We start from the raw sequence: 12485 nt of genomic DNA, 5'->3' as shown, positions 1-12485 counted from the left end.
GTCAGAGTAAACAAGGCAAGCACATTATAAATAGTAATTAAGTGCAAGAGCACCAGTTACGAATTTAGCTGCGTGTGGTCCTGTTACAGAAAACCAAACACCACCGATAATGCCGAAATTGGAGTTAAAATTATATTCGATGGCAGGAGCTAGCGATACTTGTTCGTTTGCTCTTCCCCCTATACCTGCAGTCCCGCCTGGAGTAAATCCTGGATTACCTTCAAAATTACTGCTAGGGTTATGCACATACAAAACTTCAAAAACAGGAACCCATTTTTGTGTTAACGTATATTCGAATGCCAAGTCAACGGAATAACTGTTATCAAGTTTTACCCTGCCTTCAGTCGTTGAAGTACCGCCAAAAACGTTTACTCCTTGTACTTTGACATCACTAAATTTGGCTCCAACCAGGCTCAAACGTGTACGTAAATAATGGTCATTCTTCAACTCGAACAATCTTTGGAAGTTAAAGCCAAGATATGTTTGATAAGAGCCTAAGCCCGTTTGATCGGTGCCCAATTTTTTTGGGTCCAGGTTATCAAAGCGTCCTGTAGGAAAGACCTCTTGTACTACCACGCGAAGATCAGGGAGCCATGAATCTTCTGTTTGTCGCAATACTTGAAATCCTGCAGCCAAGCTGTAATCTCCAACCCCATTTCCATGCTGCCCTTTATCCCAACTGTAATCATAAGGAAGAGAGGTTTGTAAATCTAAAAAACTAAAAACTCCAATGCTTAGGATGGGAACAACTTCGAAGTTTCTAAATCCCTGTGGATAACTGCTATAAAATGCATATGGTTCAAAATTTAGATGGCCTCTCGCTATTGTTTTTCCAGCCGGAGCAAGTAATGGTCCTGTGAACCATGGACTTGCAATCGCGGCATTAGCAAAGAAAAATAAAAATAGTAGTCTTAAACGCATGGTGAAGTAGTTCTTAATATTATTAGATGAAAGGTAGAATTTAAAACTTTTTTCATCTTAATGGAATCTATTTTTACTTACTTTCGCTACTTTTTCGTGAAAACCCTGTTGGCACTGACTTAGTCGTTAAAAATATTTCACAATTTGCATTTTTGAGTTCAGAGCATTCATTTCAGAAGATGGCAAATCAGCGGAAAAAGTAACACATTTAAGAGACCCGCTAAAATCATAACCAAGCAAGCAATTGCTCCTTCAGCATGTCCTATTTTATGAGCTTGTGCAGTCCCTGCTGCATGTGCTGCAGCACCGAATAGTGCGCCCCGAGCCAGGGTCGAGCGAAATGATAAATGTTTGAGAATGAGGTCGCCAATAATAGCGCCTGATATGCCTGTAATAATTACGAATATGGCCGTCAATTCAGGGATACCCCCAATGCCATGTGATGCTTCAAGCGCGAATGGCGTGCTGATAGACCGAGGTAGAAGACTTAACAGGATACTTTTATCAAGGCCAACAAGCATCGCTAATGCCCAGCTCGATGATATTGCGGTAAAACTGCCGACAAATACACCAATTAAAAGTACCAGCCAATGTTGACGAATAAGTGCGCGTTTCTCATAAATGGGAATTGCAAAAGCAACAGTCACCGGGCCTATTAATTGAATTAGCCATTTTGTTCCACGAAAATAATCTTGATAGCTCTGATGGAGTAAAAAAACAAAGCCGGCAATAAGTAAAGGTGTTAAAACCAGTGGCATTAACCACCAAAATGCCCACCGCCTATGTAATTTTTTGGCAATAAAATACATGCCAATCGTTATAAGTGACCAGAATAGTGTTTGCGTTATTGGATCAGAGGGAATGTGACTTGCCACGGTCACTTCTCCAATGATAACAAAAATCCACAACAGTTGCAGTGACTAACATCACACATAGCGTACTAAGTAAAATAACAAAAAGAATTTTAAGACCTAAGATGCCAATAAACTCATGATGCTTAAGTAGTGAAAGCACAGCTGGAATAAAAAAAAGGAGCATATCTGCAAGGATTAATTCAGCTCCATGTTTAATAAGGTTGAGCGTTAAGCGTTTTGTAGCTAAAAGCAATAAAACAACCCCCAGGCCAAAGATTCCGCCCGAAAAAGGGAGTTTGAAAAAGTGAACAATAAGTTCGCTAGCAAGCCAAAATAGGCATACTAGGCCAACTTGGAGCAGGGAGCATTGCTGAATTTTTGATGTTATATATCTGATCATTGTGACTATTCCTCTTTCAATGGATTTTACACTTTTATTCAATATGAATAAAATGAATTTATCGAATATAAATCATTCTAAAATGGAATAATTATGGAATTAAAACTGCTTCGTGCTTTCATTGAGGTAGTTCGTCAAGGTAGTTTTTCTAACGCTGCACAAACTCTTTTTGCTACTCAGTCGACAGTGAGTAAAGCAATAAAGCAGCTTGAGGAAGAGCTTGGTATTCCACTTATTGAACGATTTAAGAAGCGTAGTGTGCCAACTGCAGCGGGTGAAATTGTTTATCGCCGAGGTATTAAGCTCCTCGCAGATCGCGATGATCTCTTTAAGGAACTGGATGACATTCGTGGTTTGAAACAAGGACGATTACGTCTTGGAATAGCTCCAGTGGGTGCCAGCACTCTATTTGCTCCTCTTTTTGCTCGTTATAATCAACGCTATCCTGGTATTGAAGTAGAACTTATGGAACATGGAGGGGTTAAACTTGCGGAATGTTTACGAGCAGGTGAAATCGATTTTGCTGGAACATTATTAACTATTTCAGAAGAGTTCGATAGTCAATTAATCCGTAGTGAACCGTTAGTTGCTCTTTTGGCATCGAGTCATCCTTTGGCAAAACGACCTTCAATTTCTTTATTAGAGCTTAAAGATACACCATTTATTTTATTTGGCAGTGGTTTTGCCTTGCATCGAATAATACTGGATGCGAGTCATCGGGCAGGTTTCGAGCCCAAGGTAGTTGCCCAAAGCAGTCAGATTGATTTTATGTTGGAACTTGTTGCTGCGGGCCTGGGTGTTGCTTTTTTGCCAAGAATGATTGCTCGTGAAAAATCAAATCCTCAGATTTTCTTTCCTTTACTGGAAGGAGATGAGTTTCAGTGGAATATGGCGATGACCTGGAGACGTGATTCTTATCTCTCTGATGCTGCAAAGGCATGGTTAGCTCTAATACGCGAAGTAGATAGTACCCATTAGTTTTCTGCAAATTTTGTAATTAGTTAGTTCCATCTACATTAAAATAAATTTTAGGCGCCTAAAATTCTTATTCGTAAATAAATCCAGGTTGAATCTGAAATGACCCAACCTCATTGTTGGATTATTATGGAGTATACGCATGTGACAGTTCTGATAAAGATTGATCGAGTGTTTCAAGTATGAAATTGACTTGCTCTCGATTAATTGTCAAAGGTGGTGCTATTCGGAAGACATTACCATACTGTCCTCCTTTTCCAACTAATAGTCCTTTGTCCTTGCACAGATCCATTAATTGAAGTGCCTCATCTGATGCAGGTACTTTTGTTTGAGGATCTTTGACTAATTCAATTCCCAAAAGCAAACCGCGACCACGAACATCTCCAATGAGAGGGTGCTTCTTTTGTAATTCACAGAAACCGTCTTTTAGCAGGTCCCCCATGGCACGAGCATTTTCAACAAGCTGTTCTTCTTTAATAATTTCCAATGTAAGCTTGGATTGGATCATTTGAAGTGGGTCACCTGCAAACGTATTAAAATATGTTTTGCCAGTCATTGTTTCAGCAACGTCACTTTTCATAAGTATAGCGCCAACTGGAGCGCCATTTCCCAAGCCTTTAGCCATGGTTATCATATCTGCATCAATATCCAAGGTTTTTGTAAGTAAGAGATCACCGCCACCGCGGCCTGCTCCGGTCTGTACCTCATCACTGATGTATTTACCACCATAATTATGAACAATATGGGCAACCTCTCTAAAATAGTCATCGGGAGGGGTAATAAATCCACCTACACCCATCACCGGTTCAAGTATAAAAGCGGCTATCTTTCCATGCGTTGAATTCTGGATGGTTGTTTCAACATTTTTTGCACATGATAGATCGCAACTATCTGGTTTTTGTTTAAACGGACAGCGATAGCAGTAGGGCTCAAGCGCAGAGGTTACACCAGTGACTGGCTGCCCTTTGAATCGCCATATTGAATGACCACATGAAGCAAGTGCAGCAGAAGTTCCACCATGATATGAATGACGGACATTCACTACCATAGTTTCTCCCGTCGCATGGCGTGCTGCCATAATTGCCAATTCATTGGCTTCTGAACCGGAATTAGTAAACGATACTCTGTCCATGCCATAAGGTGCTTCTTCAAGCAAGCGCTCTGCAGTTTCGATGGGGGCCTGATTTAAGTACAAAAGGCTTGTGTGTTGAATCGCATCACTTTCAATTGCTTCAATCAGTGCTTTTTTGATTTTAGGATGATTATGTCCGGCTGAGATACAAACAATTCCGCCTATGGCATCAAGATAACGTTTTCCTTCAGAGTCCCATACATAAGTATCTTGTGCTTTGACGAGCTGAATTGGTTCTTTATGGTAAAATCCTGCAGTAGGTAAAAAATGTTTTTTTCTAAAATTAGTTAATTCTTCATTTGAGCGTAGTTGTATTGAATCGTTATGTCCATTCATGAGGGTTGCTTCCTTTTATGTTTATAAAGACTTGAACTTGTAAATAAAGAATTTTTGCAGACTCCTTTAACTTCAAATTCCTGTTGAGTTATTTTGAGATTTACATCTTTTCCCAATGTTTTTTGAACACTATATTCTCCTAAATCCATATCTTTATCCTTCTCCTAGGTCAATTTTCGCTTTAAAAAAATGAATATAAATTGGCTTGATTTATCTAAGAGATAGCGCAAAGCCGTTGGTTTTTAACTTGCATAAATGTCAAACAGTTGATAAGCGTTTGATATCATCTTGAATATGTAAGATAAATAGATGACATATTTCTTCAGGAATTAAAAGTGGTTTTGAGCAATTTAATTTTGGTTGTCCGAAAAGTGAGGTAATAAAGTAAAAATGAATAAAAAATATGCCCTATTTAATAAATGAAAAAAAAGGTGGTAGACATTAAGATTTCTTTGTCAAAAAGATGAAGATATTTCAGAAGATTAACCCAGAGAGAACTATCATCATAGTTGGATTATATTGGAATTCAATTTTTAGTTATCTTGCGATTTATACAGTAGAAAATCCACCGTCAGCTAAAATTATTTCTCCATTGATGTAATTTGACTTAATGATTGCTAGAACCAGTTCAGCAATATCTTCTGGTTTACCTACTCGTTTTATTGGTGTGTGGTTTTTAAATTTATTAACCGCTTCGCTAAAGTTTTCTGCACGAGGAGTCATGATTAACCCAGGGGCTATTGCATTGGCTCTTATTTCAGGGCCACAGTGTTTTGCTAAAAACTTGGTTAAATGATTAATTGCAGCTTTAGCAATGGAGTAGGGGATAGCGCTCGATGCTGATGCAGGATCAATTCCGGCACAAGAAGTTATATTAATAATATTTCCATCACCGGACTCTTTAAGATAGGGTAGGGCTTCACGGATGAGGCACCAGGTACCGACGACGTTGGTATTCAGGATTTGACTAAAATCATCATTGCTTATATCGAGTATGTCTCCATTATTACGCAGGGATTGTCCTGCATTATTGATTAATATATCAATTTGACCAAAATGACATGCTGTTTCAGTGATAATCCGCTTGCAATCTTCTTCGAGGGCTATATTCCCTTGAATGTATCGTGCATTACCTAATTCTTGTGCTAGTTTTTCCCCTTTTTCAATTGAGTTAACAGAGTTAATCACTGTTTTTGCGCCTGCAGCAGAGAGCATTTTAGCAATACCCTCTCCTATTCCGCTGGTAGAGCCAGTTATAATAGCAACTTTGTTTTTTAAATTGGACATGGAATTTTTTGCATGTGAAAAATTAGAAAGAGTACAAAACAAAATTTGTAAAATCAATTGGAGATGAGTTTTGTGTAAATTCAGGTTTTTAAAATTCATGCATTGATTTAATATTATTTTATTCTCTTTATGTAACCTTTGAGTTTCCAGAACTACATAATGCTTCTTCTGCAGAGGTGGGTTCATCGTGCTTATCAAAAAAAGTATGCTTTAAAAACGAAAGCATCGTGTTTGACGATGTCCTTGTTGTAGAGACCCGCGCAGGGGATGCATCAGAAGTGAATTGATGGGACGTTTTTAAACTATAAGATGCCAGCACATTCAGTGCTGCCTGATTATCGTGATTTTCTGCAATCTCATAAGCGGTTTCTCCATTGAGGTTCGTGAGCGCGATATTGGCTCCAGCGTCTAAAAGCAACCTAAATAGTGCAGGATTTTTTTGGGTATAATAAGATTTACAGGCCAGCATTAAGGGTGTCATTTCTTTGGTGTCCTTGATATTCACCTTAATATTTTTATCGCGTAGCAATAATTGCACCACGCTTTCATTTCCATACTCACAGGCAATACCAAGAGGCGAGCGACCCTTATTACAAGGAATGTTGATATCTATTTTTGGAATATTTCTCAGTTGATTCATAATATTCGAACGATTGCATGCTGCGGCATAAAAGAATGCATGCTCTAATTCGGATTGGCTGATTACAGGGGATTTATTATGTAATCTCAGTATTTTGGAGACCGTATTCCAGTCATCATTTTGAACTCCAATGGACAGTGCACCATAACCACGACAATTACTAATTTGAGTACACTCTAAATTGACCGGGTACAATTCATCAAGAGATTGTATTTTCTGGGTTAATTTTCTTTGCCCAGGTTTTGCAATGAAGGCGCAGTGAATTACTAATTGTTTACTGGTCTCAAAAAGAGAGTGATATAGAGCTGGGCAAAGTTCTTCGCTTGTTAAAAGTTGATAAGGATACTCCTCACTTTGTTCATATAATTGGTTGATATTCATGAATAGCCATACATTGTTTTTATGCTTTTTAAAGCCTACTGTATGCTCTTCGCTACTACATACTATTACGACATCATTTTTAATGAGGAGGATTTCATTGAGATTATTCAAAAATTTGTTGACGCCTTCAGGGGATGCAAAACTCATTGTTTTGCCAAATAATTTTTTAACTACATTTTGAGTTCTACAAAAATGAAGTTGGATCATTTTGTAGATCGCATCGATATTAGATTGTTGGAGTGATTGAGCATAGAATTCATAATAATCATCAGGAGACTGAGCCAGGCATATGGCTTCAAAAAAAGGTCTTATTTCATTTCGTTTTTGTTCCTTTTTAGAGAGAGTTTGACTTGATTTTATTTTTTCAGTAATGGCGTACAGGCTATTGGGTAAAGTCTGTTTTTCCCTTTTAATCAGATTTAGGCGATTATAAAATTGATGGTCTAATCCTAGCGCTGCTTCTTGAGCCCAGGTTAATGTAAAACCATGACATACACCATCATCGTGTTGATAATTAAATTTATCAAAAAGAGCCAACAAATCTTCGTGCTCCAAAGCATTATGTTTTGATGCATAAGAAGATAAAATCGGGATTATTCGATTCAATGATATAAAATGCTGATCCACTACAATTAGTAGAAAGATTAAAATAAGCACAGCGAGGGCGTAAATCATTTTACTAATTAGTTAATTCCTTTCTCAAATCAAATCATATTCTCTAAATGAAAGCAACTTGGATATAGGGGCATAAAAGCCTCAAAATGTATTCATAAGTTCTATAAAAATAAAAAAATATGGACAAAATGGAACATGGAACTACACTTAATGTATCTAAAGTCTCATGTTTAAATGGCGGAATAATGATGGAAGGACTCATTTCTTCCTTATAAAGAAAATTCCAAATAAGCTAAAAGTCACGGAGGACACTATGAGAATTTGGCAATCAAGTGTAGTTGGAATTTTACTGCTGCTTTCCTTAAGTCAGGCCGACGCTCAAACGAACACTATTCCTCTTACCCCTACTAACAATATCACTGATTTTCCGCAATTGGTGGCCGCGGTTGAGAGTGGTAATGATGTCCGAGCTATTGTTCATTTCGATAACTGTCAAGTGACAGGCTCCAAACTTCAGGAGCAATTAAGAAGTAAATTAGATGGAGCCACAACACGATTTAATTTTACCCAGTATTTTCATGGCAAAGAGAATGTTAATGATCGTTTAATCGATACTGTAACCACCTCCATGAAAATTTTTATAGAGAGTTCTTCGGGGGAGGTCTTAACGCTTTCTGGTCGATTAAGTGTTTTTGAGGACAATACTGCGATACTACATGTGGATTTCTTCGATCCCATTCTCCATCAACAAAAATTAGTGGTTGATTGGTCTTGCACTATCAGTAATGGTGAAGACAATAATGGCTTGGTGTTATTCAATTTCTCTTAGTGCATGAACACGTCAGACTCCATAAATGAATAGGTGATTGATAGAATTTTAAGATGGAAAACCTTCCTTTAAAAGAAGCACTCCATGAGGTTTGCAGTATGGCCTTAAGCAAATACTGCAAATTTTCTGCTGAATTAAACCTTATAAGCAATACGCCCATCCTCTTCGTCAAGCTGATATACCTCGGCCTTTTTTGCAAAACGTGTAATCTCTTTAATTAGTGTCTGGGTACGACTGGTCCCAATACTTGCAAAAATATCTTCGGAAGAATATTTTTGCATAATCATGTTGAGCTGTTCTTTATCAAAATAATTTTCGTTGAACAAATTTAATATATCTTTTAACACCCCCAATTTTTGCATCCGGGCATGAGCACGATAAAAACGAAATGGGCTATGCAAATCGCGGTCTAATTTAGCAATATGTTTTGTGATTAGCTGTTTTAGTTTACCTAGCTCTTGCGGTAGAATTATTTTTAGATGCCCTTGTTTTTTTCGAATAATCTCTTCTCTTGAGTGAATAGCCTCTTGCCCTTCTTTTAACCAGGATAAGTCATTACATTTACCTATAGTACCCTCATTTTGAAGCGCATTTACAGTTTTTAAACTTGATGCAAATGGAATGTAGTTTTTAGAAATAAAACGCTTCTCCAAACCGTAATGAGAAAAAGCAAAAGTATTTATTTTATCCTGTTTAATTGTATTACTATCAGAAAGTAAATATTGACTGAGCAACCCGTTTAATAATGCACCTGGTCCTGTGGTATAAACAACGCTACTTTTTAAAAGTTGCAGGCGTTGATTTTGACGTACTTTAGAGACTAATTCTTCATCATTTTTAATAGCGGCTAATTTTTTTAACTCCTGATAAATAGCCTTAGGGGTAATAAGCCAAACCAGCCAACTTGCCGCACTTTTTCTAATTTCCTGAGCACAGTCCACAACGTTGGTGCTTTTTTTCCTACAGAATGATTGATTATCCTTATATTGCTGTTCAATTTTAAATCTAAGCTCAGGCATGGAGTTAGTTGATGCTCTTAATTGGTCAAGTTCTTCACTTATCTGCAATTCATTTCCGGCTGACAGACTTAAGAACAGGCCCCCTACCTCATCACCCAATACACTATTGTAAAGCCTTCTTACTTGATCAAAATAGCTAGAAAATAAACGATGCTTGGTGGTTAAATTTTTAAGAATAGTGTCCTGGACCTTTTTTACATAAGGTAGGGCATCATTTGGGTCAACCACAGCAATAATATCATTATTGATTACCAGGCTTTCTGAAGAGGCGATTTTTATGCTACCCATGCTTAATAATAAAGGGTGCTCGACTTCGATTAGAGCCGGAAGACCTCGCGTATCTATCCGTGTATCAAAATCCGCATAAGTTCCAAGCTTATAAATATCCTCTATCCATCGCAAAATATCACTTGCAACTGCCAAATTTCCCCCCCGCCCCAAGCACTTAATTTCGTTTGAATAATGCTCCAACAATTGGTGCTCAGTTTCATTGTTCCCCTTTAAAGTGGCAACATCCATAGGAGTAATATGATGTTTATTACAAAACTGCTTTAGGTCTTCCTGAGCCTTGGGATTTAGCAAACGGGAGTCATATACAAAATGAATTTCATCATCAGGATTTAAATAACGCATTTTAATGAGGCGTTTTTGATTTTCTAAGTTTAAAAAACTATTTCTATCTTGACTAAGCCAAATTTTGACATGGCGATGGGGGTTAAATTGATATCGCATTAACTTCTCTCATTCAAATGAAAAATCACGGGATTTTATCTGAGAATGCTTAAGAAATTATTAATATGCTCATTTATTGATTTTTCCAAGCACAAATTTTTTTTTGTAAAAAATTTATTTGTTAATCAAGCCTTAAGCTTAAGTGTTTTACACTGATAAAAAGTCAAGAGGAGATTAACATGTCAAACAAAAAACTCACTGAACGTTTGAACTATGAGCTTGATGAGCTAGGTGTTCCAGCCTTAATGACCGAACGTGTTCAAGTATGTTCTAAACTATTTGAATTACCTAAATTTAAAATAGAGGCACTATTATATGGTGTTGCTCTGGATGCTCCTTCTATGCAGAAAATTGCTGATGAGCTTGAGGTGAGTTTTGATTGGCTATTAGGTCAAGCAATGGAAAAAACACGACACTAATCCCAGAACTCCCGTGTTAACAAAACTAATACGGGAGTTATTTCTTTCTCAATATTTTTATTAAAATTGGCTGTCTAAGTGAGCCTCTGGGCAGTTCCTGTTTGACCGATATGTTTTGTCATACTAATCTGTAATTATCTATTTTATTCAAGGGATACCATGGCATGGAATCGTTTCTTTAGCAGAGCGTGTTACTCTAGCAATGAATCATTCTTTAGCTCTGGAGTTTCTCGAAATAAATGTGTTCTAATTGTTCTTATCGGACTCTTGTTAACTTATACCACCATGGCGAGTGCCCTGAATGTAGAACTGAGCGAGACAAGCCCTGCATCACCTGCAGTATTGCATCAAGACGAATCGCTATATGTTCTTATTCATTATCAAAGCGAGGAGCCATTACGTTTCCAGGCAATAGGAAAATATCTTGGACAGGAAATCAAGACTAATATCCGTATGAATCCCTCCCAAGCCTACCCTGTAGGTGACGGTCAAGCTATTGCTTGGGTGTCTTATTTCAGGGAAACAAAGATCGATTCAATAATGGTCACTGTTTATAATGCCAATTGGCAGCCTCTGGAAACTCAGTCCATCTCGATTTCGGCTAAATGGGAGGAGGATAAGGATACAATATCGAATCCCAAGGCTTCTTGGGTCAATGAGTTGAATCAACAGCAGCAAGCTAGTGTGAAAATACCTCAAGAACCTCTTTCAACTTGGGATATTCTATTCGTGCAATTACTTTATTTTTCTATCCCCATATACTGGATTTTACAGCTTAGATTGTTATGGAAATGGTCGGGTAGCTGGCGGAAGCTTGCTTGCATTCCTTTATTAATTAGTCTTCCTTTACTGGTTTATACTGTTTTCGCATTGTTTGCAGGATCTAATTTGTGGCCATTGATGATGCTCTTTATTACACCTGTTACTTTATTAATGTTGTTAATCATTATGGGGTATAAAAAAATGAGGGCAAATAGTTGATGGTAGCATCTGCCCATTTACCTTAATTTTTATAAGTAAAACCCGCAATTGTATAAATAACATCTGAAAATTAAAATTACCCTTGATTTATAGTCGTTGGAATGTGCTATTTTTCAACAAAAAAGCTTTGCTTTGAATTGTTAATAATAAAGGAATATGACAATGTCAGAAAAAATAAAAGGAACAGTGAAATGGTTCAATGAACGCAAAGGTTTTGGATTTATTCAAAGCAATGGCCAGGAGTATTTTGTACATTTTAGCTCCATTCTAGGGAATGGTTTTAAAACACTTCGGGAAGGTGATGCGGTTTTTTTTAAACAAGGCAAAGGACAGAAAGGTCTTTTAGCGGAGGAAGTGCAAGTAGTTTAGTTTTTTTATGGCCATCTAAATATTGGCGAGCCAATTGATAATTGTTAGGACGTTGTAGATTTAAATAAGTTAATGAAACCCAATATTGAATTTCGCGGGCCCTGGCCCGCAATCCTTCCAGTAAAATCCATATTAATTCTGTTTCGATATTAATACATTGAAACAGAACAATGTATTATCACATGAATTGGTGCTTACGCCTCAATTTCTTCTGGCAAATCAGCATCAATCTTTGATGAGAATTCATTTTTCATTGCATATTTTTTCAAAAGATAAACCACGATTCCATCGATTTGATTGTCTATTTCTTCAAACGTCTCTATGTTTTTATTGTCCATAATGACTCCATTCTTTAGGTTACTCTAATGTATTAATCGAGCTACAGCGCAACTAAGCTTTTACATATGAAACATTGATATTAATACTGGCAAATCAGTAAGCCTGTTTGATGCTTGAATCGCCAAATAAAATTCGATTGAAAATCATTCTAGTCTATTCGTTTTCTGGAATAAAGTGTTTGTGAACTTCTTAATCAGCAATTGCTGCTATTTTAATTTCCATATACTTTTTTTAACAATCGTGGATCGTGCTTATA

At 37.1% G+C, this 12485-nt stretch carries 13 protein-coding genes; 5 read left to right on the top strand and 8 right to left on the bottom strand.

Features of this window, described 5'->3' with window-relative positions; genetic code table 11:
• Positions 1-24 precede the first annotated feature (24 nt).
• The 3 genes from DGG96_RS14090 to DGG96_RS14080 form a co-directional block, all read right to left on the bottom strand.
• On the bottom strand, positions 25-921 hold the full coding sequence (locus DGG96_RS14090; protein ID WP_110143286.1) for a hypothetical protein: 897 nt from the start codon (positions 919-921) through the stop codon (positions 25-27).
• Between the two features lie 167 nt (positions 922-1088).
• Positions 1089-1796, bottom strand: a complete 708-nt coding sequence (locus tag DGG96_RS14085; RefSeq protein WP_110143285.1) for an LrgB family protein — start codon at positions 1794-1796, stop codon at positions 1089-1091.
• A complete protein-coding gene (locus DGG96_RS14080; protein WP_233590446.1) occupies positions 1774-2175 on the bottom strand; it encodes a CidA/LrgA family protein in 402 nt (133 codons plus the stop codon). Before DGG96_RS14080 ends, DGG96_RS14085 begins: the two co-directional genes overlap by 23 nt.
• 93 nt (positions 2176-2268) lie before the next feature.
• Here DGG96_RS14080 and DGG96_RS14075 point away from each other — a divergent pair, with 93 nt between their 5' ends.
• Entirely contained in the window at positions 2269-3153 is an 885-nt protein-coding gene (locus DGG96_RS14075) for a LysR family transcriptional regulator (RefSeq protein ID WP_110143284.1), read from the top strand.
• A gap of 124 nt (positions 3154-3277) precedes the next feature.
• Here DGG96_RS14075 and DGG96_RS14070 read toward each other — a convergent pair whose 3' ends face one another.
• The 3 genes from DGG96_RS14070 to ankG all read right to left on the bottom strand — a co-directional run bounded on the left by DGG96_RS14070 (position 3278) and on the right by ankG (position 7601).
• Positions 3278-4618, bottom strand: coding sequence for an aspartate aminotransferase family protein (locus tag DGG96_RS14070; protein WP_110143283.1), 1341 nt, complete (start codon positions 4616-4618; stop codon positions 3278-3280).
• A gap of 549 nt (positions 4619-5167) precedes the next feature.
• Positions 5168-6091, bottom strand: coding sequence for an SDR family NAD(P)-dependent oxidoreductase (locus DGG96_RS14065; RefSeq protein WP_110143282.1), 924 nt, complete (start codon positions 6089-6091; stop codon positions 5168-5170).
• Positions 6033-7601 carry a Dot/Icm T4SS effector AnkG/AnkZ/LegA7 gene (gene ankG, locus DGG96_RS14060; RefSeq protein ID WP_110143281.1) on the bottom strand — a complete coding sequence of 523 codons (1569 nt, stop codon included), beginning with the start codon at positions 7599-7601 and terminating at the stop codon, positions 6033-6035. Before ankG ends, DGG96_RS14065 begins: the two co-directional genes overlap by 59 nt.
• A gap of 253 nt (positions 7602-7854) precedes the next feature.
• Here ankG and DGG96_RS14055 point away from each other — a divergent pair, with 253 nt between their 5' ends.
• On the top strand, positions 7855-8370 hold the full coding sequence (locus tag DGG96_RS14055) for a hypothetical protein (protein WP_110143280.1): 516 nt from the start codon (positions 7855-7857) through the stop codon (positions 8368-8370).
• Positions 8371-8504: 134 nt separating this feature from the next.
• On the opposite strand, the gene DGG96_RS14050 is transcribed toward DGG96_RS14055, so the two are convergent.
• Entirely contained in the window at positions 8505-10121 is a 1617-nt protein-coding gene (locus DGG96_RS14050) for a glycosyltransferase family 88 protein (RefSeq protein WP_110143279.1), read from the bottom strand.
• Between the two features lie 179 nt (positions 10122-10300).
• On the opposite strand from DGG96_RS14050, the gene DGG96_RS14045 reads away from it, so the two are divergent.
• From DGG96_RS14045 to DGG96_RS14035, 3 genes are all read left to right on the top strand, one after another.
• The gene (locus DGG96_RS14045; RefSeq protein ID WP_110143278.1) at positions 10301-10540 is read left to right on the top strand and encodes a hypothetical protein; all 240 of its coding nucleotides are present in this window, start codon (positions 10301-10303) and stop codon (positions 10538-10540) included.
• A 159-nt stretch (positions 10541-10699) separates the two neighbouring features.
• Positions 10700-11521, top strand: a complete 822-nt coding sequence (locus tag DGG96_RS14040) for a hypothetical protein (RefSeq protein ID WP_233590448.1) — start codon at positions 10700-10702, stop codon at positions 11519-11521.
• 162 nt (positions 11522-11683) lie between these two features.
• On the top strand, positions 11684-11890 hold the full coding sequence (locus DGG96_RS14035) for a cold-shock protein (RefSeq protein ID WP_110143277.1): 207 nt from the start codon (positions 11684-11686) through the stop codon (positions 11888-11890).
• A gap of 194 nt (positions 11891-12084) precedes the next feature.
• Here DGG96_RS14035 and DGG96_RS20890 read toward each other — a convergent pair whose 3' ends face one another.
• Positions 12085-12228, bottom strand: coding sequence for a hypothetical protein (locus DGG96_RS20890; protein ID WP_165831621.1), 144 nt, complete (start codon positions 12226-12228; stop codon positions 12085-12087).
• Positions 12229-12485 lie beyond the last annotated feature (257 nt).

This window comes from Legionella qingyii, assembly GCF_003184185.1.
Note: the sequence above shows the minus strand (reverse complement) of the source record. Positions and strands in the feature narration are given on the sequence as shown.